This is a genomic window from Enterococcus sp. DIV0712 (genome assembly GCF_050554855.1).
GTDB lineage: Bacteria > Bacillota > Bacilli > Lactobacillales > Enterococcaceae > Enterococcus > Enterococcus faecalis.
Window position 1 is genome coordinate 1330372 of record NZ_CP187333.1, and the last position, 23745, is coordinate 1354116.

23 protein-coding genes and 1 riboswitch are annotated in these 23745 nt (G+C 38.8%); all 23 genes read right to left on the reverse strand.

From position 1 onward, the window contains the following. Positions 1-31 precede the first annotated feature (31 nt). The 23 genes from pflB to IGL42_RS06510 all read right to left on the reverse strand — a co-directional run bounded on the left by pflB (position 32) and on the right by IGL42_RS06510 (position 23644). Complete coding sequence (pflB, locus tag IGL42_RS06400; RefSeq protein ID WP_002357529.1) at positions 32-2278, reverse strand: formate C-acetyltransferase; 2247 nt, start codon at positions 2276-2278, stop codon at positions 32-34. Between the two features lie 290 nt (positions 2279-2568). Next, positions 2569-5031: a DNA topoisomerase IV subunit A gene (gene parC / locus IGL42_RS06405; protein ID WP_002357527.1), complete on the reverse strand. Its 2463-nt coding sequence runs from the start codon at positions 5029-5031 to the stop codon at positions 2569-2571. A gap of 12 nt (positions 5032-5043) precedes the next feature. Further along, positions 5044-7101 carry a DNA topoisomerase IV subunit B gene (gene parE / locus IGL42_RS06410; RefSeq protein ID WP_002381887.1) on the reverse strand — a complete coding sequence of 686 codons (2058 nt, stop codon included), beginning with the start codon at positions 7099-7101 and terminating at the stop codon, positions 5044-5046. Between the two features lie 204 nt (positions 7102-7305). Next, the gene (locus tag IGL42_RS06415; RefSeq protein WP_010710370.1) at positions 7306-7734 is read right to left on the reverse strand and encodes a CoA-binding protein; all 429 of its coding nucleotides are present in this window, start codon (positions 7732-7734) and stop codon (positions 7306-7308) included. 87 nt (positions 7735-7821) lie between these two features. Further along, entirely contained in the window at positions 7822-8265 is a 444-nt protein-coding gene (locus IGL42_RS06420; protein ID WP_002357522.1) for an ethanolamine utilization protein EutQ, read from the reverse strand. A 12-nt stretch (positions 8266-8277) separates the two neighbouring features. Beyond that, complete coding sequence (gene eutH, locus IGL42_RS06425; protein WP_010710369.1) at positions 8278-9378, reverse strand: ethanolamine utilization protein EutH; 1101 nt, start codon at positions 9376-9378, stop codon at positions 8278-8280. Between the two features lie 12 nt (positions 9379-9390). Further along, a complete protein-coding gene (locus tag IGL42_RS06430) occupies positions 9391-9654 on the reverse strand; it encodes a EutN/CcmL family microcompartment protein (RefSeq protein ID WP_002357519.1) in 264 nt (87 codons plus the stop codon). Positions 9655-9666: 12 nt separating this feature from the next. Beyond that, on the reverse strand, positions 9667-10266 hold the full coding sequence (locus IGL42_RS06435) for a TIGR02536 family ethanolamine utilization protein (protein ID WP_010710368.1): 600 nt from the start codon (positions 10264-10266) through the stop codon (positions 9667-9669). A gap of 14 nt (positions 10267-10280) precedes the next feature. After that, on the reverse strand, positions 10281-10916 hold the full coding sequence (gene eutD, locus IGL42_RS06440) for an ethanolamine utilization phosphate acetyltransferase EutD (RefSeq protein WP_002357516.1): 636 nt from the start codon (positions 10914-10916) through the stop codon (positions 10281-10283). Between the two features lie 3 nt (positions 10917-10919). Beyond that, a complete protein-coding gene (locus IGL42_RS06445) occupies positions 10920-11489 on the reverse strand; it encodes a hypothetical protein (RefSeq protein ID WP_010710367.1) in 570 nt (189 codons plus the stop codon). 67 nt (positions 11490-11556) lie between these two features. Next, positions 11557-11847, reverse strand: coding sequence for a BMC domain-containing protein (locus IGL42_RS06450; RefSeq protein ID WP_002357513.1), 291 nt, complete (start codon positions 11845-11847; stop codon positions 11557-11559). A gap of 123 nt (positions 11848-11970) precedes the next feature. Beyond that, positions 11971-13449, reverse strand: a complete 1479-nt coding sequence (locus tag IGL42_RS06455; RefSeq protein ID WP_104842602.1) for an acetaldehyde dehydrogenase (acetylating) — start codon at positions 13447-13449, stop codon at positions 11971-11973. Beyond that, entirely contained in the window at positions 13440-13958 is a 519-nt protein-coding gene (locus tag IGL42_RS06460; protein ID WP_002357510.1) for a BMC domain-containing protein, read from the reverse strand. Before IGL42_RS06460 ends, IGL42_RS06455 begins: the two co-directional genes overlap by 10 nt. A 13-nt stretch (positions 13959-13971) precedes the next feature. Then, complete coding sequence (eutL, locus tag IGL42_RS06465) at positions 13972-14625, reverse strand: ethanolamine utilization microcompartment protein EutL (protein ID WP_002357509.1); 654 nt, start codon at positions 14623-14625, stop codon at positions 13972-13974. A gap of 13 nt (positions 14626-14638) precedes the next feature. Next, complete coding sequence (eutC, locus tag IGL42_RS06470) at positions 14639-15550, reverse strand: ethanolamine ammonia-lyase subunit EutC (protein ID WP_002363986.1); 912 nt, start codon at positions 15548-15550, stop codon at positions 14639-14641. Between the two features lie 17 nt (positions 15551-15567). After that, the gene (locus tag IGL42_RS06475; protein WP_002357506.1) at positions 15568-16932 is read right to left on the reverse strand and encodes an ethanolamine ammonia-lyase subunit EutB; all 1365 of its coding nucleotides are present in this window, start codon (positions 16930-16932) and stop codon (positions 15568-15570) included. 17 nt (positions 16933-16949) lie between these two features. Next, positions 16950-18398, reverse strand: coding sequence for an ethanolamine ammonia-lyase reactivating factor EutA (eutA, locus tag IGL42_RS06480; RefSeq protein WP_016633225.1), 1449 nt, complete (start codon positions 18396-18398; stop codon positions 16950-16952). Positions 18399-18464: 66 nt separating this feature from the next. Continuing rightward, positions 18465-19898 (reverse strand): sensor histidine kinase, encoded by a 1434-nt coding sequence (locus tag IGL42_RS06485; RefSeq protein WP_002357504.1) that lies wholly within the window; start codon positions 19896-19898, stop codon positions 18465-18467. Further along, the gene (locus tag IGL42_RS06490) at positions 19899-20471 is read right to left on the reverse strand and encodes an ANTAR domain-containing response regulator (protein WP_002384488.1); all 573 of its coding nucleotides are present in this window, start codon (positions 20469-20471) and stop codon (positions 19899-19901) included. Positions 20472-20498: 27 nt separating this feature from the next. Continuing rightward, a complete protein-coding gene (eutS, locus tag IGL42_RS06495) occupies positions 20499-20846 on the reverse strand; it encodes an ethanolamine utilization microcompartment protein EutS (protein WP_002345864.1) in 348 nt (115 codons plus the stop codon). Positions 20847-21005: 159 nt separating this feature from the next. Further along, positions 21006-22136, reverse strand: coding sequence for a 1-propanol dehydrogenase PduQ (locus tag IGL42_RS06500; protein WP_010710366.1), 1131 nt, complete (start codon positions 22134-22136; stop codon positions 21006-21008). Positions 22137-22428: 292 nt separating this feature from the next. Beyond that, positions 22429-22578: riboswitch (adenosylcobalamin (AdoCbl) riboswitch) on the reverse strand. Between the two features lie 44 nt (positions 22579-22622). Further along, positions 22623-23204, reverse strand: a complete 582-nt coding sequence (locus IGL42_RS06505) for a cob(I)yrinic acid a,c-diamide adenosyltransferase (protein ID WP_002365686.1) — start codon at positions 23202-23204, stop codon at positions 22623-22625. Further along, positions 23201-23644 (reverse strand): EutP/PduV family microcompartment system protein, encoded by a 444-nt coding sequence (locus tag IGL42_RS06510; RefSeq protein ID WP_002365687.1) that lies wholly within the window; start codon positions 23642-23644, stop codon positions 23201-23203. Before IGL42_RS06510 ends, IGL42_RS06505 begins: the two co-directional genes overlap by 4 nt. Between the last annotated feature and the right edge of the window lie 101 nt (positions 23645-23745).

Genomic DNA, 23745 nt, shown 5'->3' on the forward strand with positions numbered 1-23745 from the left:
CACCCTTTCAGTTAAATAATGTAAATGTTTTTTATAGTCTGTCGTGTGAAGTTCTTGAAATAACGTCTGCTTGTTGTTCAGGAGTTAAGTCACGGAATTTCACGGCATATCCAGATACACGGATAGTTAAGTTTGGATATTTTTCTGGATGTGCTTGTGCATCTAATAATAATTCGTTTGTAAATACGTTTACGTTTAAGTGGTAACCACCTTTATCGAAGTAGCCATCTAATACGTTACGTAAGTTGTTAATTCTTGTGTCGTCGTCTTTACCTAAACCATTAGGGTTGATGGTTTGTGTATTAGAAATACCATCTAAAGCGATTGTATATTCTAAACGAGCTGTTGAGTTTAATGAAGCTAACAAGCCATTTTTCTCACCTAAGAATTTACCGTCTTGATAACTTGGGTTCGCACCTGGTGCAAGAGGTTTGCCGGCACGACGTCCGTCAGGCGTGTTCCCTGTTGCTTTACCATAAACAACGTTTGAAGTGATTGTTAATAATGAAGTCGTTGGTTTAGAGTTACGGTATGTGTGTTGACGTTTAATTTGTGTCATAAAGTAATCTAAAATCCAGTTAGCCATTGCATCAGCTTCTTCGTTATCGTTTCCGTATGTTGGGAATTCTTTTGTTGGTACATAATCAATTGCCATACCATCTTCGTCACGGATTACTTCTACTTCACCGTGTTTAATTGCCATGATACTATCAGTCGCATGAGAGATTCCGGCAATACCAGTTGCGAATGTCCGTTGTAAATCAGTATCCATTAAAGCTAATTGTGGTGCTTCATATGCATATTTATCATGCATGTAATGAATAATGTTTAATGTGTTAACGTACAATTCAGCTAACCAGTCTAAGATGTCTTTATAGCGTTCCATGAATTCATGGTAATCTAATTTGTCACCAGTCATTGGACGATATTTTGGTGCTACTTGCATTTTAGTTTTTTCGTCGACCCCGCCGTTAATTGCATAAAGAACAGCTTTCGCTAAGTTCGCACGAGCGCCGAAGAACTGCATATCTTTACCCATAACTGTTGCAGAAACACAACATGCGATTGCACAGTCGTCAGAACCCCAGTTTTCACGTAATAAGTCATCGTTTTCAAATTGGATAGATGAGCTTTCTTTCGCGATTTTAGCTGCATATGTTCTGAAGCCTTCTGGTAAGTGAGAAGAATATAATACAGTTAAGTTAGGTTCTGGAGATGGTCCCATGTTTGTTAATGTGTGTAAGATACGGAAGTCATTTTTGGTAACTAATGAACGACCGTCAATACCCATACCAGCAATAGATAATGTTGCCCAAATTGGATAACCAGAGAATAATTGGTTGTATTCTGGTGTCCGTGCAAATTTAACCATACGTAATTTCATGATTAAATGGTCAATCATTTCTTGTGCTTCAAATTCAGTGATTAAACCTGCTTCTAAGTCACGTTGGATATAGATATCTAAGAATGCTGAGATACGACCAATTGACATTGCCGCACCATTTTGAGATTTAATGGCACCTAGGTAACCAAAGTATAACCATTGGATTGCTTCTTGCGCATTTGCAGCAGGACGAGAAATATCGAAACCATAAGAAGCAGCCATTTGTTTTAAGTCATTTAACGCACGGTATTGTTCAGAAATTTCTTCACGTAAGCGAATAACATCGTCTGTCATTTCTTTGTTACCAGTGTTATCATGATCTTTTTTCTTTTGTTCCATTAAGTAGTCGATACCATATAATGCGATACGACGATAGTCACCGATAATACGGCCACGACCATAAGCATCTGGAAGACCAGTAATGATTTTGTTTTTACGTGCTAAACGCATTTCAGCTGTGTAGGCATCAAAAACACCTTGGTTATGTGTTTTTCTGTATTCTGTGAAGATTTTTGTCATTTCTTCGTCAGTTTCATAACCATTTGAAACTAAGGCATTGTTCGCCATTTTAATACCACCGAATGGCATAAATGCTTGTTTTAATGGTACATCTGTTTGTAAACCGACAATTTTTTCTTCTTCTTTGATTAAGTAACCAGGTTCATGTGACGTAATAGTTGCTGGGATATCGCTATCCATGTCATAAACGCCATTTTTTTCATGTTGGATTTCAAATAATTCTTGTAGTTTTGTCCATAATTTGTCAGTGCTCGGAGCGATTGGTTCTAAGAAACTGTCGTCGCCTTTGTACTCTGTGTAGTTGTTTTGAATAAAATCACGAGTGTCAACGCTTGTTCTCCATTTGTCGCCTTTAAAGCCTTCCCATTGTTTCATGAAGTGTTTGCCTCCTTAGTTAACTGCTACTTGATTGTATGTAACAGCTTTATGTGATTAGTATAACACATAACCTTTTAGATGCAAGCGTTTTTTTATTATTTATTGCACTTTCTTAATAAATAAATGGGGATCGAAGATTCTAAACGCTGATATATAAACATTTATACTTGTGAAAATAAGAACGATTTATAGTTGTTATCACTTGTGAAAAATGTACTTCTGTATTAAAAAACAGCAGCCATCTGTATTAATACAGATGGCTGCTGTGGAGATATTTATAACACAGTTTAGTTTGTTTGTTCTTCTTCAATCACTGCAGAATGCATCTCGTGGACTTCCATTACTTGGCCATCTTTTTGTTCATCGATGACAAAGGAACCGTTGGATGTTCGTTCACTGATTGGATAGTTTTTCGACTGAATAACTTCTTGTGTGCCTTTTTGCGTAGTAACTAATAAATCTAAATCGGTACTTTCAGACATAAAGACAACACGATGTGGATTTTTCTTCAATTCCCGTAAGACCATTAATCCACGTTTTGCTCGTCCTAATTGTGTTAATTCTTGGGCTAACATGCGTTTAACACCGCCACGTTGGGTAACGATGACAATCGGTGTATCCCCTTCAGAATGAACCAGTAAACCATTAACGACATAATCGTCTTCTTTGAGATTCATTGATTTAACTCCAGCCGCTTTACTACCCACGACTGGTACTTCATATAATGGATAACGTAAGCCAAAACCGCGATTGCTAACGAGGAAAACATCCAATAAGTCTTGATCATTTGTTAAATAAACATTGGTAATTTCATCTTGGTCTGATTTTAATTTCATACAAGATGTCGGGCGGCTCTTATAAGTGCGCCAAGGCTCAAAATCAGCCATTTTGGTTTGTTTAATCATGCCAGCTTTTGTAATGAAAACAAAGGTTTTTGTCGGACTTAACTCTTTATAAGGATATACAGCAATAATCGATTCATCGATAGCAAGATTTAAAATGGTTTGAGAAATATGTTCGCCAATTTCTTTCCAGCGTAAATCTGGCAACTCATGGACGGGGCGATAGATCATATTCCCTTTATTTGTTACTAGTAAAAGATGATCTAATGTATTGACTTCGCCAGCATATAATAAAAAGTCGCCTTCTTTCATGCCGATTTCTTCTGGTTTTGATGCTGTATAAGAACGAATACTACTCCGCTTGATATAGCCTTCGTGCGTCACGGTTACGACCACGTCTTCCTGCGCAACTAACACGGCTGTTTCAATCTTGATTTCTTGGATTTCCTCTTCAATTTGAGTTAAGCGCGGATTGCCATATTGCTTTTTAACTTCGCGAAGTTCTTTTTTCATGACTGAGAATAGTTCTTTTTCATTGTTTAAAATGTTCAATAACTCAGCAATTTGTTGTTCTAAAGTTTTCGCTTCTTCTTGTAAATCAGTAATATCCGTATTGGTTAAACGGTATAGCTGTAAAGTAACGATTGCTTCAGCTTGTTCTTCAGTAAACGCATAGTCGGATACTAAGTTCTTCTTCGCATCTTTTTTATCTTTACTGCCACGGATTGTTGCAATCACTTTATCTAAGATAGACAATGCTTTAATTAAACCAGCAACAATGTGCTCACGTTTGCGAGCTTTGTCCAACTCAAATTGACAACGGTTAATGATAACTGATTTGCGATGCGTAATGTAACTTTCTAAAATCCGTTTTAGGCCCACTTGTTGCGGGGTCATGTTGTCGATGGCTACCATGTTAAAGTTGTAATTGATTTGCAATTCAGTGTTTTTAAATAGATAATTTAAAATACCTTCTGCATTGACATCTTTTTTTAGTTCAACAACAATTTGCAAGCCAGTTCTGTCACTTTCGTCACGAACTTCGGCAATGCCGTCTACTTTTTTATTTAAACGGATTTCATCCATCTTCTTCACTAGCGTTGCTTTGTTGACTTCATAAGGAATTTCAGAAATGACAATTTGTTGTTTGCCGCCTTTTAAAGGCTCAATCTTTGTCTTCGCACGTAAAATTACTTTACCACGGCCGGTTTCGTAGGCTTTTTTAATTTCTGCTTTTCCTTGTAGAATCCCACCTGTTGGGAAATCTGGTCCTGGAATGTATTCCATTAATTTCTCTAAACTTGCATTAGGATGATCAATTAAATACACAGTTCCATCAATGATTTCCGCTAAATTATGCGTAGGAATTTCTGTTGCATAGCCTGCTGAAATCCCCGTTGAGCCGTTTACCAATAAATTAGGATATTTGGCTGGTAAAACAGTGGGTTCTTTTTCTGTATCGTCAAAATTCCAGACGAAATCGACGGTATTTTTGTCGATATCTTTTAACAACTCACCACTTAACTGTGATAAACGAGCTTCTGTATAACGCATCGCCGCTGGTGGGTCGCCATCCATACTTCCGTTGTTTCCGTGCATTTCAATTAGTACTTCCCGTAATTTCCAGTCTTGACTTAGACGCACCATCGCTTCATAAATACTACTGTCGCCATGGGGATGATAATTCCCCATAATGTTTCCGACAGATTTTGCTGATTTACGAAAGCCTTTATCAAAGGTATTGCCGTCTTTATTCATTGAAAAGAGAATGCGGCGTTGTACTGGTTTTAGCCCATCTCGAATATCTGGTAGGGCCCGTTCTTGAATGATGTATTTGGAATATCTTCCAAAACGATCGCCCATTACTTCTTCAAGGGTTAATTCTTGAACTTCTTGGCGTTTTTCCAAAATTGTCACTCCCTACTCTATGTCAAACAAACTGATTTCAGTGTCATCGGTTTGTTCTGCTTCTTTTGTTTTTTCCGCATCTAAAAGACTTTCTCCTGTTGGTGCAGAAGTGTCTTCTTCTGAACGATCTAAAATACTGCCATCTTCTTCCAATGTAAATTGAACATGTTGTTCAATCCATTTTCGACGAGGTTCGACTTTGTCGCCCATTAATGTGGTCACACGGCGTTCTGCTTGAGCTGCATCATCAATCCGAACACGAATTAAGGTTCTAGTTTCAGGATCCATCGTTGTTTCCCAAAGTTGTTCTGCATTCATTTCCCCCAGACCTTTATAGCGTTGGAGCATATAGCCTTTACCAACTTTATCAATCACTTCTGCCAATTCACCATCGGTCCAAGCATACTCAATGACTGATTTTTTTCCAGTTCCTTTAGAAACTTTATAAAGAGGTGGTAAGGCAATGTAGACTTTGCCGGCTTCAATTAATGGTTTCATATAACGATAGAAGAACGTTAATAGCAACACTTGAATATGGGCACCATCGGTATCCGCATCGGTCATGATGATGATTTTATCATAATTACAATCTTCAATTGAAAATTCAGGACCAACGCCTGCGCCAATTGTATAGATCATAGTATTGATTTCTTCGTTTTTCAAGATGTCTTGCATTTTCGCTTTTTCCGTATTAATGACTTTTCCTCGTAGCGGTAAAATGGCTTGAAACTTCCGATCGCGTCCTTGTTTTGCTGAACCACCGGCCGAGTCTCCTTCGACAAGATATAATTCATTTTTCTTAGGATTTCTGGATTGAGCCGGGGTTAATTTTCCAGAAAGTAACGATTCACCTTTTTTCCGTTTTTTACCGTTCCGGCTTTCTTCACGAGCTTTGCGAGCCGCTTCACGGGCTTCACGGGCTTTAATCGCTTTCCGAATTAATGATTGACTCATTTCACTGTTTTCTTGTAAATAGAAGCCCATTTGTTCGCCTACGACGTTATCGACAACGGTTCTTGCTAAAGGTGTGCCTAATTTCCCTTTGGTTTGACCCTCGAACTGTAGTAAGTTTTCTGGTACTCGAATAGAAAGGACAGCTGCTAAGCCTTCACGGAAGTCGCTACCTTCTAAATTTTTATCTTTTTCTTTTAATAGTCCCACTTTCCGTGCATATTCATTGTACGCCTTTGTCATTGACGTTTTCATACCGACTTCGTGGGTACCGCCATCTTTTGTGCGGACATTGTTAACGAAAGATAAAACATTTTCAGAATAGCCATCGTTGTATTGGTAAGCTAATTCAACTTCAATACCTTCTTTGGCTCCTGAAAAATAAACAACGGGTGTTAATGTATCTTTTTCTTCATTTAGATAGGCAACAAATTCTTTAATGCCTTCTTCGTAGTGGAAGACTTCTTCTTTGGGTTCTTCCCCACGTTCATCTGTTAAAGTAATTTTGACGCCTTTTAATAAGAAAGCTGATTCTCTCAAACGTTCTGCTAAAATTTCGTAAGAAAAATTTGTCGTAGAGAAAATGGTGTCGTCAGGTAAAAAAGTAACGGAGGTACCGTTGCGTTTTTTTGTTTTGCCGATTTTTTTTAAGGTACCAACTGGTTTACCGCCGTCCTCAAATCGTTCCATGTATTCTACGCCATCACGAACAATATGAACTTCTAACCACTTAGATAAGGCATTAACAACACTGGCACCCACCCCATGGAGTCCGCCTGAAGTTTTATAGCCACCTTGGCCAAACTTACCACCCGCATGTAAGACAGTAAAAATAACTTCTACTGTTGGGATACCAGAAGCATGCATCCCTGTTGGCATTCCGCGGCCAGAGTCTGCAACACAAATACTATTATCTTTTTGGATAGTTACGTTGATTTCATTCCCGTAGCCAGATAACGCTTCATCGACTGCGTTATCGACAATTTCATAGACTAAGTGATGGAGTCCACGGCTATCGGTTGAACCGATATACATACCAGGTCTTTTCCTCACTGCTTCCAATCCTTCTAGGACTTGGATAGAGGCATCATTGTACTCATTGTTAATTTTTTTAGCCAAAGAAAAAACTCCTTATACTTAGATTCTCGTTTAGTTAATAAGCGTACATTAACTATTTCTTAAAGAATTAGAAGAAGAGTGAGCGGGTTTCTTGCGTTTTCCGTTCGCTCCTTCTAAAACCATCATTACAATAATACTCTATCTGGGTCAAAAAAAAAAGAGCTTTCCGTTCAGGACGCTCTTTCTTTATAAAATTACACGTGTTTATTCAGCATCTGCCATTTTTGCCAATTCAATTTTAATACAACGGTTCATAATAACTTGACGACCTTCATTTAATAACAAGTTCGCTGCCTCTTCATTTTCCAAACCTAGTTGGGCCCAAAAGACAGGCGCTTCTGTTTTCAATGTTTCTGCGGCCACTTCTGGCAAAAATTCACTCCGCCGAAAGACGTCAACAATATCAATCTTTTCAGGAATCTCTGTTAATGCCCCATAAACCGTTTCGCCAAGCACCGTTTCACCTTTTAAAACTGGATTGACAGGCAATACACGATAGCCCTGTTGCTGTAAAATTTCCGCAATTTTGTAACTTGTGCGTTCGGGCTTGTTACTCAAACCAACCACCGCAATATTTTTTGCTTGTTTTAGAATATCAAAAATTTGATTTTGACTTGGATTCTCAAATGTCATTCACTCAACCCCTTTTTTCGTTCTTATTTATTATAACGCTGAGTAAAGGGTTTTGGCAAAATTATTCTCTGAATACCGACAAAATAATTATTGGCTTTGCCAATCTGCTGGATAGGTCACGTAGACAAAGCGGGCATCACCCGTCACTGAAAATTGAATTTTGCTACTTTTCGGGATTAAAATAATTTCACCGGCTGTTGCAGAAATTTTACGTCCGTCAATCAGTATATCCAGTTGTCCTGAAATAATATAATCAATTTCATCGTATTCTAGTGTCCAATCGAAGGTGGTATCTTTCATCACCATTAAACCGCAACCAAGGCGCGGGCTTTCTTCTAAAGAAAACAGATCTTTTGTGTAAACAATGTCCGCTGGGTTGCCTGTATCTAAGCGGTCGTCTTCTGTTACGTCGATTTCGGGTAATTTGATGGACATAATTCCACTTGGATCCACTTGTTTAGTCGGCATTAATTTTTCTGTGACAATTTGTCGAACAAGCGTTTCAATCATTTCACGATTTAATTCTGTCATATTTACACCTCATTATTTCACTTCTGTTTCGGGTTTCCCTAGCATTCGATTTGACATAAAGATAGCCACAAAAATGGCGGTAATCCCTCCAACTAATTTGCCAACAATCATTGGAAAAATCATTTCTTTTGCTACGCCTGCAGTAAAACCAAGGTGGTCACCTAAAACGAAAGAAGCCGAAACAGCAAAAGCGATATTAATAATTTTTCCTCGATTATCCATGTCTTTTAACATTTGGAACATAGGAATATTGTTAGCTAATGTAGCAACCATTCCTGCAGCCGCTACTTCATTCATTCCTAAAACTTTTCCTAGTTTCATCAATGGTTTATTAAAGACTTTCGTAATCACTGCTACTAAACAGAAAGCGCCAGCTAAAGTTAAAGCAATCCCGCCAACGACTTCAATTCCTTCAGTAACTGGTGCAATACCAGGAATCACTGTAATTCCTAATAATAGTTGAATCGCCCCGACAACTAAACCAAAGATAGCGACAATCACTACGCCTTGACCAAAAATTTGGAAGCCTTTAATCATGCCCTTTGGCGCTAACCATAAACCTAAAATAATTAAAGCAGCAACAATAATAATTGGAATTAAGTTAGGAATAATCAATGACAATGGCATGCCAGCTGTTAAACCACCTGCTAATAAACCAAAAGGAATTGTAATAATCCCGCTCAAAACACCTGTTGCTAAGAATTGTTGGTCGTCTTTTTGGATAATGCCAAGCGCTACTGGAATTGTAAAGACTAACGTTGGTCCCATCATTGCACCTAAGATTGCCCCCGCAAATAAACCAGCTTGCGGATCATTGGCTAATTGTTGCGCTAACGCAAAGCCGCCCATATCATTGGCCAATAAGGTTGTGGCAAACATTGCTGGATCAGCCCCTAGTAATTCATAGACAGGAACGACAATCGGACTTAAAAGATTGGCTAAGACAGGCGCTAAAGTGATAATCCCTACCATAGAAAGCGCTAGAGAACCCATAGCCATAATCCCTTCCTCAAATTGCTCCCCTAAACCTAGTTTGTTGCCAATACATTTATCGATTCCTCCAATAATCATGAAAAGAACCATAATATACATAATAATTTCATTAATGCTCATGTCTCGTCCTCCCTATTCTTCCTCTGTAGAATCAATGACACCAACAATCATTGCATCAATTGGGACATTCGGATCTTCTGCCGAAATACGGGCAGCATTGCCTTGACTAATTAACACTTTGTCCCCGACACCAGCTCCAGCGTTGTCAGCAGCAATTAAAAATCCTTGCTTTTCGTCCTCTTGATTCAAAATATCAACCATCATAAATTTCCAGCCATTTAATTTTTCATCTTTTCTTGTTGACCAAAGGCTACCAGTCACTTTTCCTAAAAGCATCGTTTTTCCTCCTTACGTCAGCAATTGATGTTTCCTAGCATAATCTTTCGCTAACGGGGTTAAATAGGCGTTTTTACTTAAAGAAACACCTGATTCTGTCATTCTTATCAATTGTTTTTCAGTAATGTAGGTTCGTTTGGTCTCAGCCAAAGAACGAAGTTGTTTTTGACAGGCCGCCTGAAACACAGCGTAATTTTCTGAATCATGATAAAAAATCAGCCCAAACTGTTGGCACATGTCCACGTTTTCCTGAATCGTTTGTTTCAAACGATACTTCAATCGTGAATTTTTAGTCACTGAAGGTATTGGGGTTAAAACCAATACCGGCTTACCTTCAAATAAGAATGCTAAGATGTTTTTGACTAATTCATCCGTTTCCTGTAAATGCGCAATCGCATTTACTTGGGAAATCGTTAGCCTCTTTACAACCAAGCCTCGTGCTAGCTTCTGCTCCTTGGTTACCCAATTTACATCAGGAAAACGAATAAACATTTCTTCAGGAAATGCTTCTTTTGCTTCTGCTAAAGCCACTGAATAAGACGACGACAGCAATTGTTGACAAATTTGATCAGTAATCTGTTGAATCAAATTTTCCATTTCAGAAACGTTCATTGTCTTGCCTCCTTTTACTTAAGAATATAGCCACGAGCTCCTTTGGTTAAGCCACAAGCGTTGGCTTCATCGTAGTCAATGTGCATGTACGTTGCAAATCGCGGACTGATTCGCACAACCACATCATCAAAGATTAACGGACGTGTGCCTTCCACTTTGACTTGCACAATTTGGCTATTGCTTACTTTATTTTTCAAGGCGTCTTCGGGTGTCATGTGAATATGACGTTTGGCAACAATTAAGCCGTGACTTAATGTCACAACTGCTGATCCGTTCATCAGCGTGACGCCAGGTGTCCCTTCTGTCTTGCCACTCTCTCTAACTGGGGCATTAATTCCTAAAATACGCGTATCCGTCATAGAAACTTCGACTTGTGATTCGCTACGTTCAGGGCCTAAAATAACCACATTTTGAAAAAGTCCTTTAGGTCCAGCAACCGTAATTCGTTCTTTACAAACGAACTGTCCAGGTTGTGATAAATCTTTCACTTTTGTTAGTTGATATCCTGGTCCAAATAATGCATCAATCTCTTGACGAGACAAATGAACATGTCGGCCAGAAGCTTCAACTTCAAAAGTATTTTGTTGTTGTTGCTGAATTCGTTTAACAACTTCTTCAACAATTTCATTCATTGAATCCAATTTGTTCATCTCCTAGTTTCGTGATATTTCAGCCATGGTGCTAATTAATTCTGTAGCCCAAGATTGAAAAAGTCCGAACAGTTGTGATTCTCCTTTTAACTGGAGAATAATTTTATCTAGTTGTAATTGAATTTCTTTTGAGGAATAGCGCCATTGTCTCTGTTGGTTAGTTAGAATAGTTACCTTTGATTCCAAAATGACTGGTTCCATTACGAGCGACTGTTCTAAAATAAATTTCTCTAACCACAGTTGTTGTTGTTCGAAATATAACCAACCTTCTGTTGATAACGCTTCATTCGTTAAGAAAGGCAAATACAATAGATGGCTTAAGTGCCGAATCTCATAAATTGTTTCTTTTGATAAATGTTCTTGTTTTTGTTTTTGTGAGGAGGCCTTCACTGAATGAACCTCAGAAAGCAATGGGTTTGTTGAAGAGAAGCTGCTATTAATCCGATGCTCGCGTAGATAGCTTTTGGCGGCTGGCGTCAGAAAACTGCCTACAGGAAACACAAAATCCATGCCATCTTCTAGTTCTTTTTTTAGCCTTTTGATGCGAAGCATATCTTCTGTAATAACTGTCATAACACCCCTCCTCAATGAAAGTTTAGGACAGAAGTAATGAACCTACCTCTGCCCCAAAAAATCAAAATTATAATTCAGTTGTTGCGTGTGGTAAAATAGCGTCTACTTCTGTATGTGGACGTGGAATTACATGGACAGATAATAATTCGCCAACACGTTCTGCTGCAGCAGCACCAGCATCTGTTGCTGCTTTTACAGCACCAACGTCACCGCGAACCATTACTGTAACTAAACCGCCACCGACTTGTTCTTTTCCAATTAAAGTAACGTTTGCCGCTTTCACCATTGCATCGGCTGCTTCAACAGCACCTACTAAACCACGAGTTTCGATCATTCCTAAAGCATTTGTACTTGACATTATAATTTCCTCCTAAGATGTATGTTTTATTTTTAAAAATTTGGGACAATTAGCAATTTGACTTAGGTCCCAAACCCTAAATCCAATAATTTATTTGTTTTACTCTTACTCGCTCGTTTCTTGTTAGTTTAAGCGAGCTAAAACTTGAGCTACCACGGCATTTACTAGTTCTTCTTGATTGGTTGTTTCGCAAGAAGTAGCCACAGATGTGGTTGATGTTTGACCAAATTCTTGACGAATCTCTTCTAAATCACGCACGCCATATGCAACACGACGTAAATTGAACAGATTTTCAACCCCAATATTATCAGAAGTTGAGCTGCCACCAACTGCGCCACAGCCAAGTGTTAATGCTGGCACTAAGTTAGTTGAAGCACCAATGCCGCCAAGTGTACCAGAGGTGTTAACAAGCAAACGAGAGACGGGTTTTCTTAAGCCAAATTCACGAATGACTTCTTTGTTTTCTGTGTGAATGCCCATTGTATGACCCGCACCTTCACCTTTCAAAATTTCAATTGATAACGCGCAAGCTGCTTCCCAGTTTTCAACTGTATAGAAAGCAATAATCGGTGCCAATTTTTCTCTTGAAAATGGATATTTCAAGCCTACATGTGTTTCTTCGGCAACAATTAAGCGGCGATCTTTTGGAATAGATAAACCAACTAATGAAGCAATATGTTGAACGGAACGTCCTACGATTTGCGGGTTCATTGTACCGTTTGGTCGTAAAATAAATTTAGCTAATTTGTCGGCTTCGGCTGGACTTAAGAAATACGCTCCCTGCTTAATTAACTCTTCTTTGACCGCTTCACGGTTGACAGTTTCAACAATAATTGATTGTTCCGATGCACAAATTGTACCGTTATCGAAAGTTTTTGAATCCATTATTTGTTTCACTGCATGAGGAACATTTGCGCTTCGTTCGATGTAGGCTGGTCCATTACCAGGCCCAACACCGATTGCTGGTGTTCCAGAAGAGTACGCTGCTTTAACCATTGCGTTTCCACCAGTAGCTAAAATTAAATTTGTTTCTTTATTTTTCATTAATTCGCTGGTCGCTTGCATGGTTGGCGTTTTGATGACCGAGACACAACCTTCTGGTGCCCCTGCAGCAATAGCCGCTTTTTGGATAATTTCCACTGTTTCAATAATCGATTTCAACGCATTGGGATGTGGTGAAAAAACAATGCTGTTGGCAGCTTTTAATGAAATTAATGCTTTGTAAATGACTGTTGATGTCGGGTTGGTAGAAGGAATTAATCCTGCAATTACACCCACTGGGACAGCAATTTCAGTGACTTTTTTGGCAGCATCATCATGGATCACACCAACTGTAGCTTTGTCCTTCATTTCGTCATATACTACTTTTGAAGCGAAAGCATTTTTGATAATTTTATCTTCATAGATACCAAATCCTGTTTCTTCATTGGCCATTTTCGCTAACTTTTCTCGTTGGTTAAATGTAGCCTCTGAAACTGCTTGGACAATCGCATCGATTTGTTTTTGCGAAAATATTGCTAATACTTGCTGTGCCTCTTTGGCTTTTCTGATTAAATTTCTTGTTTCTTGGATGGAACGTAAGTCTTTATCTACTAATTCCACTCGTCTTCACTTCTTTCTATTTCAGCCATGATTGCTTGAATTAAAGCTTCTTTATTGGCAAATTTAATCTCACTTTTCTTTAAACTACTTAGGTTCATTTTGTAGGCTTGTTTGCGTAAATCAACCACGCGTTGTGTTTCTAATTTTTGGCGTGTGCCAGTGTGTTCTTCCAAATCTGGTGTTTCAATCTCTTCTTCAATTACTTCTACTTGTTCCATCGGTTCAGGTGCTGACTTAGGTTCTGGATCTGATAAAATTACTTCCGTTTGAGCATCAACCCGTGAGATCACATGATGAGCAATTAAACAATTTAATTCTTTAGCTACTTCCGTGCCTACTTCAACGGCAGCTTGGACCGCGGCAACGTCACCAATCAGTTCCACAGTTGTTAAACCGCCATTAATAATTTCAGCTTTTAACAAAGTAACGTCGGCGGCTTTCAATGCCGCATCGGCCACACTAATGGCACCTAAAAATCCTTTGACTTCGACCATTCCTAATGCTTTCATTCAGGTCACATCCTTAATAACTCAACGGATTGTCAGCGATATTTTGAATGACTTGTTCAAACGCACTGCAAGCAGCTTTACATGCAGATTGACTACCTGTCAATAAGGCGCCGCCAAAGTTCGTTTCAGAAGGTGGGCCATAAAAGACACCCATTTGAACATCGGCAGCTTTCATTGCTGCATCTAAGCCAACCATTGCTTCTAGCGGTGGTGCAATCAGATAAGCAATCGCTTCACCTTCAGGAATATTCGCTTGTTCAGATAAAAAGCTACCCGTTCTTGATACTACATGTGCAAAATAAACAATGCTGTCATCTTCGTTAGCACTATAGAAGCTGGCTTCTTCTTCAATGACTTGCGTAATGACACTCAAGCCACTATTGACTTCGGCAGGACTCGGACCAGCAATAATGCCAATCACTTCACCGGCTAATTTGGTTGAAGCATTTGCTGCGCCAGCATACATACTTTTACCATAAACTACAGTAACATCGGCGGCTTTGGTTGCTTCATCTAATGCAACATAAGTGACATCATCACAATCGGAAGTAACAATTCCTAATGAGCGATGTTCTGGTTTCAATGATAATTCTTTTGCTAATGCCGGATCGACATTGGGAATGACTTTCATACTTAGGACATTTGCGCCTAGACGATCATTTTTCATGAGAAATCCTCCTTTATTCAGCTTCTTTTAAATCAATACCAGATTTTTTCTTGTCTAACATTTTTTTAATAATTTCGGCAATGTAGGCCCCTGCTTCAACAGCCGGTGTCCCACCTTTATGAATATTTGAAATAACTGTCCGCCGGGCTTCAGGCATACCAACAGTTGGTTTGTAAGCAATGTAGGCACTCATAGATTCAGCTGTTACTAAACCAGGACGTTCGCCAACTAGCAAGCAAACAACATCAGCGTCAGTGATTTCACCAATTTTATCCATTGCTGGCACGCGACAATATTTAACAAAAACTACATTGTCGAAATCTAAGTTGTACATGTTTAATCCTTGTTTAATTGCTGGTAGGACTTCTTTAATATTCGCTTCGATAGCAGCTGAACTAAGGCCATCCCCTACGACCATTTGGATTTTGGCTTTTGGTGTCGTATTTTTCCGAATGATTTCACTATTTTCTTCATCAAATTGACGACCATAATCTGGACGTGTTAAATATTCATCTTTACTGTTACAGATTGTTTTTGTAGAAATAAAATTCATTTCTTTTACCAAGTCTTCGCTTACGTCTGAAAAGACCGCATCTTGTGCTGCCGCATGGTCCGCTCGGAAACGTAATGTTGAACTAGTCATATAACGCGTCCCTGCACGACCAACGCCTAAACGAGCTGGCGAGAAAGCTTTCATTTTTAATAGTGCTTCAGGATCAACGGCATTTTTCAATAGTAATTGTTTACGTAAATCTACTTCAGTAATGTCAGGAATTAGGCCTTCTTCAATTTCTGTCGTTTCAGTGACGTGTGTTGTGACTGGTTTTTCTTCAGCAGTCACAGTGGCAGTCGAAACCGCTTGATTGTCAGCGACCATTTCTGTTAAAATTCCGGCAATCATTTCTTTTAATTCTTTTTCGTTCATTTGTATTCTCACCTCGTTTATTTAATAAATACAGATGCATCGCCAGCGCGACTTGTTAATTTTCCGTTTTCCATTAAGCCCATTTTTTCCATCCATTCTTCAAATTCTTTAATTGGACGTAAGCCTAATGTTTCACGAATCGTCGCAGTTTCATGGAACCCAGTTGTTTGATAATTTAACATGACATCATCGCCATGAGGAATCCCCATGATATACGTACAACCAGCTGTTGCTAATAACATTGCTAAGTTTTCCATATCATTTTGATCAGCTTTCATATGGTTGGTGTAGCAGACATCACAGCCCATTGAAATTCCAGTTAATTTGCCCATGAAATGATCTTCTAAACCAGCGCGGATGACTTGTTTTGAATCGTAAAGATATTCTGGTCCAATAAAGCCGACAACGGTATTTACAATATACGGATCAAATTTTTTGGCTAAGCCATAACAACGCGCTTCCATTGTCACTTGGTCTGCGCCAAAGTTCGCTTCAGAAGAAAGTTCTGAGCCTTGACCTGTTTCAAAATACATCACATTAGGACCAGCTGCTTGACCACTGTGAAGCGCTAAATCTTGTGCTTCAGCTAAAATTTCTGCATTTAAACCAAATGCAGTGTTCCCTTTTTCTGAACCAGCGATGGATTGAAAGACTAAGCCAGTTGGCGCGCCTTGACGCATGGCTTCCATTTGTGTCGTTACGTGAGCAAGCACGCAAGTTTGTGTTGGAATTTCCCATTCGCTGCGGAACTCTTCAAATTTGTTTAAGATTCGTTTAACACTTTCTGTAGAATCATCAACAGGATTCAAACCAATTAAAGCATCACCGGCGCCATAAGAAAGACCTTCCATAACTGATGCCATAATGCCATCGACATTATCGGTTGGATGGTTTGGCTGTAAACGATTCGAAAAAGTTCCGGGACGGCCAATCGTTGTGTTGGCGGTTTTTTCAATATTGATTTTTTTTGCGCCAACAATTAGATCCATGTTGGACATTAATTTACAGACAGCAGCAATCATTTCTGAAGTTAGTCCACGGGAAATTCGTTTGATATCAAAATCGGTTGTTTCCGAAGATAAGATAAATTCGCGTAATTCTGCGACTGTCCAATGTTTAATACTTTCAAAAATTCGCATATTGACTTGGTCAATAATAATGCGTGTCACTTCGTCTTCGTCATAATCAACAACGGGATTGTTAAACAAGTCATTTAAGGACAATTCCGATAAAACGACTTTCGCTGCCACGCGTTCTTCGGCTGAATTAGCAGCTACGCCAGCTAACTTGTCGCCAGACTTTTCTTCATTGGCTTTGGCTAAGACTTCTTTAACAGATGTAAATTGATAGACTTTGCCAAATAGTTTGGTTTTTAAAATCATCTTTGTGTCGCTCCTTTTTAATTAAATACTAAGGTCTTAACAATGACTGGAAGGACGGCTCCTTCTGCCACTGGTAAACCGATATCTACATAATCACCGTTTTCTACTTTGACCGAATCAAGACAGATAAACGGATAGTCTTTTGGCAGATGGGCACTTAAGGCATGCCCTAAAGCTTTCGCCATGTCTTCATCCACCATAACAATAATGGGAATTTGTTCAGCAACTAAACTAGCTAATCCTTCCACAATCCCTTGACCATAGCGTTGAATATCAGCAAATGTTGGATTGCTCATGCCTCTAATTGCTAGGGCAATCTGGGGTGTTTCTTCAATACGATGCCAATTGAGTTTTTCTTGGATTCGCTGGCCTAATTCTGTCACAGTAAGGGTTTCATCCTCTTGCGCTAATTTTAGAATTGGGATATTTTTTACCGGCAAAATTTGCTCACGATAAGCGATCGTGCTTCCGCTAATTTCAGCAGTGTGTGAACCTGCTCCGACGACCGTCGCTCGGATTGTTTCTGCGCTTTCTAAGACTTCTTTTTCCGAAAAAATCAGTGACTTTCTCAGATATTTTCCTAAAAGCAAGCCGATGTCTCCATATTTAAAGAGATTCGTACTTGTCGTATTTAAGCAATCAGCCACACCACCAGAAAATGTTACAATTGGTAATTCCTCAGCTTTTCGTAGTGGATGGTTGGTTACTAATAACTGGTAGAACGGACTTTGTGTCCCCAAGCCAATGCTATTTTCTAACACGGCAACTAATTCCGAAATAATTGGCAGTAAGTTTTGTTCGGTGGCTTGGTCACCAAGGTGCAAGGTTAGCCCTTTTTTATTTATAATTTCTTGAATCTTCGGAGCTATATAGGTGATTTTTTGTTGTTGATCTAATTTAATTAAGCGTCCGCCAATGTCAAAACAAGCCGTGTCAATCACTTCACCATCCTTAAAGACAGCTAAATTTGTCGTTCCACCACCAATGTCTAAATTAACCACTGGTTTGCGTTTCGTTTCAGAATAAGTTTGAGCCCCAGCGCCTTTCCCGGCAATGATACTTTCTAAATCAGGTCCAGCCGTAGCAACGACAAAATCACCTGCATAGCCACTAAGTGCTCGTAGCACATTGTTGGCATTGCTTTTTCGAGCAGTTTCACCTGTGATAATTACCGCACCCATTTGAATATCTTGTTTATGAATGCCTGCTTGGCGATATTGCTCCGCTACAAACGCTTTGATAGGTTCTACATCAATTTCTGATTGGTTAAGTAAGGGTGTAAAGATAATGTCACTTCGGTAAATGACTTTTTTATCAGAAATGCTGATACGTGGTACTGTAAACGCAGAGGCAAAATTTTCAACAGTTAATTCTGACAAGACTAATTGGGTTGTAGACGTCCCTAAATCAATCCCTACGGTTAAAAGTGTTTCCTTCGACATCGCCTGACTCGCCTCCTTTTGCATACAAAAAGGCACTTAAAGAATCGTTAGAAAATTTCTTTCTACTTTTCTTTAAGCGCCTTTGCTTAATCAATGAACAACATCACTGGTGTTCTGTTCGAAATAGAAACAGGTTTTAGTTCCCTGTTTATTGGATTCAATTGTAATTTTTCCTTTTAATTTATCTTTTACGTAGCTTTTGACAATCATCAAACCTAAACTGGTCTCGTTACTTTGATGAACGTCATAGCCTTTACCATTATCTGTAACAGTAATGGTAATCATTTTATTATCTAATGTTCCACTAAGTTTAACAACGCCACTTGTTTGTGGCTCAAATGCGTGATCAAAAATGTTTTGTAATAGTTCGTTGACAACAAGGGAAATGGTGACCATTTGTTCGCTAGAAACCATAATGGCTGGATCAACATCCATCATCATCTCAATGGGTTGTGCGCCTTGAAAAAGATGTCTAAAATTATACATCACTGCTTCCAATGTTTGCCGTAAAGCAACGTCATCTTTGACTTGTTTTGACAGCAATTCATGGGTGGCTGCAATCGCCATAATTCGATTGACACTTTCATGAAGGACTTTCTTTGCTTCGGGGCTTTGCGTTCGCCGTTCTTGAATACGCAATAAGGAAACCACCGATTGCAAGTTATTTTTAACACGATGATGAATTTCACGAATCGCAACAGATTTGGAAATAATTTCCGCTTCTTTTTCTTTAAATTCTGTATTGTCTTGAATAATCATAATCAGTTGTTCTTCTGATGCCAACCACACTTTCCGAACCTTAAAATAATAATTAAGGTAGGTCGTTTTGCTTTCAATTGGTTGATTACTCATTTTATATTTCATTTGATACAACACATATTCAAAAGTTGTATAATCGATGGACAAATTGTCATAACTCATTCCAATGATATTATCCCGATAACCAAGTTTGCGATAAAGCTCTTGTGCATTGTGATTGGTAATTAATAAGTGACCCGCCGCATCAAAAATCAAAACGGCTTCTGCCAATTGATCAATAAATAACGCATCGACTTGACTAGTTGATTTCGCTACTTTTGCTAACTGGCAGTTATTTAGCTCCTCTTTTTGTAAGTCCGCTTGAATCTCTTCATCTGCCGCAATCTCGACAATAATGACACCAATCGTTCGATGTTCATTGCGAATGGGATAGATATTTTGCTTAATCAAACGATTTTCCTGAGTCACTGCTAACAAACCAATGCTATTTAAGCTAGTTTGCATGGTACGCAGAACACCAGGTTCATTTTTTAATAAAGCTTCCATCCCGACGACATCTCCGCTATATAAAGAAGTTGTCTTCGCAGGCGGCTTATGATAAACGACTAGTGCTTGCTGTGACATTTCCTTATACACATCAATAAAAACATCTGCACTTTGATACAGTGTCGTCGAAGAAAGATAACGTGCTGTACGTTGTAATTCTTTAATGTCTGATTCTGAAAGATTGGTATATTGGTGACATAATTGCTCTAATCGTTTCATTTATTCATCATCCATTACAATCAATTCTGCAATTTCACTCATACGTGCGCGTTTGTTCATACTTAACGTACGCAACATTTGGTAGGCTTCTTCTTCCGATATATGATTTTCTTTTACAAGAATACCTTTGGCTTTTTCGATAATTTTACGTTCTTCTAATTTTAAACTTAATTTATCGATTTGACTTAGTAACAGCTGCGTTTGTTTGCCTCGTTCAATGCTCATTTCAATTGTAGGTATTAATGATTTTTCGTCTAGAGGTTTAACTAAATAACCCAGTGCGCCTAATTTTTTAGCCTTGTCCGTATTTTGTACGTCACTGTATGCAGATAAAAAGACAATACTACTGGCTAGTTGGTCTTGAACAATTTTTTTACCTGCTTTTAGACCATCTAAAATTGGCATTTGAATGTCCATTAATACTAGGTCAGGTTGTGTTTTTTTACATACTTCAATTGCTTCAAAACCATCAGCTGCTTCACCGACTACTTCGTACCCTGCTTCTATCACAATATCACGAATATCGAGTCTCGTAATAGGTTCATCATCGACTATTACAATTCGTCCATCCATTTTCTTCACGCCCTTGTCCTTTCAACGCTATGTTCTGGTAATTTTACAAGTTACAGAAAAGTTTAAAATCTGTTGTAAACCTTCAATCACCGCTTGTAAGGCTGCTTCCACTGAGCTTACGTCACCAGAAATGACCACCGATCCAGAAAAACGATCAATAAAACCGATTTGGATATCTCCGCTTTTAGTCGCAATATCAACAGCGATAATTGCCGCTTCGCTCGGAGTGATTGTCAAAATACCTAGTGCATTGCTGGTGCCTTCTGGCAATCCTAATTTTGTATAAATTTCTTTATTAGGACTAGCAATGATGTGCGCTAACGTTACTTGTTTCCCAGGAACATATTCTTGAATCATTCGTTGTTTTTCTTCCAACCAGACTCGCTCCTTTAATTTAGCAAATAAAAAATCCTCAATAAAAAACGTAAAGGTTCCACTTTCGCTTTCTACTAAGGAGCTTCTTTGCTCTTAAATTTTGAAGCACGCCGTTGTGCTACCCACATTATATGTTATCGATTTCATCCTGTCAATCGCTTATAAGATAGAATTTAAAATTTTTGTCACTTCTGCTGCTGTTGGTTGGACAGGATTTGTTTTGGTGCAGCCATCCATCAATGTGCCTTCAGCTATTTTTGGGATTGCAGCTTGGACTTCTTCTTTTGGTAAACCATAGTCACTAAAAGTGGCAGGCATGTTTAATTTTTGACGGAGTTGCTTGATTTGTCGAATAAATTGTTGAACACCAATCCGTGCATTGGTTGTCTGTGTATCATTTAGACAATTTGCTAACTGCGCATAACGTTTAGCTGTTGGTTCGTTGGCGACTTTGCCATTCGCTAAGCCACTGTTATATGCAATGACTTCCGGTAAGAGCATTGCATTCATTCGTCCATGTGGCACATGTAAACGCGCACCGGCCGCATGAGCAATACCGTGATTCAAGCCTAACGAAGTAACATTAAACGCCATCCCTGCCATACATGAAGCTAAATGCATATTTTCACGGGCTTGTTGGTTGCTACCCTCATTAAAGGCTATTTCTAAATTGTCGAATACTAAGCGAACGACTTTTTCGCACAACGCATCTGAAATCGGATTTGCTTCTGTTGAAACATAAGCTTCAATAACATGCGTTAAGACGTCCATTCCTGTATCCGCTGTGATTTTTGGTGGCACACTCATCACTAAATTTGTATCTAAAATCGCAATTTCTGGTTGAATTTCATCTGTTACAAGCGGGATTTTGGTGCCAGTTTCTGCAACCGTAATCACTGAAAAATTCGTAACTTCTGAACCAGTTCCACTAGTTGTAGGAACCGCAATAAACTCAGCAATCTGAGTTTGCAAAGTACGTTTGCCAAAAAATTTCATTGCTTTGGCCGCATCAATAGCGGATCCCCCACCTAAAGCTAATATCGTATCTCCTTGAAATGTCGCTAACTGCTTAATTCCCGCAGCAATCTTATCAATTGGTGGATCGGGGATGATATCACTAAAAATTTGCCATTCACTTTTTGTTAAATGCTTTGTCACTTCATTCACAAATCCAGAGTCAACCATGAATGGATCTGTGACAATGAAAACACGTCTATCATGAAGTGTTTCCAAATTGGCTAATGCGCCTTCTCCTACCCATAGTTCGGTAGGGAAATGAATTGTTTTCATCTCAATTCCTCCTTAATAAAATACAAAAAGACACTTCAAACAAACGAAAAATCATCTGTCTGAAGCGTCTTTGCTTCCTTATGTATACGCCATTGTACACGAAACCTTATCCATAGAGTACAACGCCTTTAATTAATTGTCAATAAAAAAAGGGAATATAGCAGTACGTCATTGTACCTGAAATCTCCTTCAACATTGAAAGACCAGCCCAAAATTCCCAAAAGCACTTCCTCGTGCCATTAATTGGATTAATACAAATATCTTGGGCTGGATTTTCAACACAAGCGTTGTTAAGAAACATCCTGTTTTGCCTCGAAACAGCATGCCCAATAATGAAAAAATGAAAAGACCTGACTTAAAAGCAACCTTGCTTCTTCACAGTGGCGGGACCGTGCCAGATTCTCACTGGCTTCCATTCATATTTTTCATAAAATATTCGTTTAATCTATCTGAAATTTACCATAAGTTTTTTAGAAAAGCAACTGTTTACAATCCATCTTCTTTAATTTTATGGAAAACCTTTTCGCTTCGTTCATAAAAAACATCAGGTCGTTGTGCTTGAACATTTAAATAGCGAGCCAACGCATAAAAATAATCTGATAAACGATTGGTAAAAATTAATACCTCTTCGTTAATTTTGGCTGTCCAATTTAAACGAACAATGATGCGTTCTGCGCGCCGTGCAATCGTCCGAGCCACATGAACCATACTGGCTGCTGGGGTTCCGCCAGGTAAAATAAAACGATCAATATCTGGTGATTGTGCAGTGTAGAAATCAATCCGCTGTTCTAGCCAATGCACACTTGCCTTTTGTAATTTAAATGGTCGTTGTGCTTCAATCGGTGTTGACAAATCTGTTCCCGCATCAAAAAGTAAATGTTGTAAAGCTTCTAGTTCTTCTTTAATTTCTTGATTTTCTTGTGGAAGTTGGCTGATAATATAGCCCACCCAAGAATTCAATTCATCAATCGTTCCATAACTTTCAACTCGATCAGAATCCTTAGCGACGGTTGAGCTGCCGACTAATTTCGTCATTCCCTTATCGCCAGTTTTTGTATAAATTTTCATTCTGCTTCATCCTCCTCTAAATAATCTACTAATTCTTGCAAGCCAATTTTTTCAACAGAAGAAATTTCAAAAATTCTTGTTGCACCCGCACTTTTTAATTGTTGCCGAACAATATCTAACTGCTGAGAATCTTGTGCTAAATCAATCTTGGTTAAAATACCAATGATTTCTTTCGGGAAAATACTACCAAATCCTGGTGAAAAAACTTGTTGTGTTTCTACAGCACTTTGAACCAAACCGATCACATCTGCTTCTGCCGCTGTGACGTTTAACGCATTATAATATTGTCGATGCAAAATAAACTCGCCTGGTGTATCAATCATTTCTGTATGAAATTCCACCGCCTGTGTTTTATCATAAATTAATTCTTTACCTTGCAGAGCTTGACATAACGTGGTTTTGCCACAACCGATAGCTCCCATTAAAATGATTCGTTTCATCGCTACCTCCATAAAAAAGGAGCCCAAAGCAAGTACCATCACGTACTTAGTCTTGGGCTCCTTTGCCGATTTGTTAAAACACGCCATTGTGTTTCTGCTTC

What these genes read in the sequence shown, in the direction of transcription:
- pflB (WP_002357529.1), bottom strand. Translation starts at nt 2,278, where the DNA reads ATGAAACAATGGGAAGGCTTTAAAGGCGACAAATGGAGAACAAGCGTT.
- IGL42_RS06415 (WP_010710370.1), bottom strand. Translation starts at nt 7,734, where the DNA reads ATGACATTTGAGAATCCAAGTCAAAATCAAATTTTTGATATTCTAAAA.
- IGL42_RS06420 (WP_002357522.1), bottom strand. Translation starts at nt 8,265, where the DNA reads ATGACAGAATTAAATCGTGAAATGATTGAAACGCTTGTTCGACAAATT.
- eutH (WP_010710369.1), bottom strand. Translation starts at nt 9,378, where the DNA reads ATGAGCATTAATGAAATTATTATGTATATTATGGTTCTTTTCATGATT.
- IGL42_RS06430 (WP_002357519.1), bottom strand. Translation starts at nt 9,654, where the DNA reads ATGCTTTTAGGAAAAGTGACTGGTAGCCTTTGGTCAACAAGAAAAGAT.
- IGL42_RS06435 (WP_010710368.1), bottom strand. Translation starts at nt 10,266, where the DNA reads ATGAACGTTTCTGAAATGGAAAATTTGATTCAACAGATTACTGATCAA.
- eutD (WP_002357516.1), bottom strand. Translation starts at nt 10,916, where the DNA reads ATGAACAAATTGGATTCAATGAATGAAATTGTTGAAGAAGTTGTTAAA.
- IGL42_RS06445 (WP_010710367.1), bottom strand. Translation starts at nt 11,489, where the DNA reads ATGACAGTTATTACAGAAGATATGCTTCGCATCAAAAGGCTAAAAAAA.
- IGL42_RS06450 (WP_002357513.1), bottom strand. Translation starts at nt 11,847, where the DNA reads ATGTCAAGTACAAATGCTTTAGGAATGATCGAAACTCGTGGTTTAGTA.
- IGL42_RS06460 (WP_002357510.1), bottom strand. Translation starts at nt 13,958, where the DNA reads ATGAAAGCATTAGGAATGGTCGAAGTCAAAGGATTTTTAGGTGCCATT.
- eutL (WP_002357509.1), bottom strand. Translation starts at nt 14,625, where the DNA reads ATGAAAAATGATCGTCTAGGCGCAAATGTCCTAAGTATGAAAGTCATT.
- eutC (WP_002363986.1), bottom strand. Translation starts at nt 15,550, where the DNA reads ATGAACGAAAAAGAATTAAAAGAAATGATTGCCGGAATTTTAACAGAA.
- IGL42_RS06475 (WP_002357506.1), bottom strand. Translation starts at nt 16,932, where the DNA reads ATGATTTTAAAAACCAAACTATTTGGCAAAGTCTATCAATTTACATCT.
- eutA (WP_016633225.1), bottom strand. Translation starts at nt 18,398, where the DNA reads ATGCAAAAGGAGGCGAGTCAGGCGATGTCGAAGGAAACACTTTTAACC.
- IGL42_RS06485 (WP_002357504.1), bottom strand. Translation starts at nt 19,898, where the DNA reads ATGAAACGATTAGAGCAATTATGTCACCAATATACCAATCTTTCAGAA.
- IGL42_RS06490 (WP_002384488.1), bottom strand. Translation starts at nt 20,471, where the DNA reads ATGGATGGACGAATTGTAATAGTCGATGATGAACCTATTACGAGACTC.
- IGL42_RS06500 (WP_010710366.1), bottom strand. Translation starts at nt 22,136, where the DNA reads ATGAAAACAATTCATTTCCCTACCGAACTATGGGTAGGAGAAGGCGCA.
- IGL42_RS06505 (WP_002365686.1), bottom strand. Translation starts at nt 23,204, where the DNA reads ATGAAAATTTATACAAAAACTGGCGATAAGGGAATGACGAAATTAGTC.
- IGL42_RS06510 (WP_002365687.1), bottom strand. Translation starts at nt 23,644, where the DNA reads ATGAAACGAATCATTTTAATGGGAGCTATCGGTTGTGGCAAAACCACG.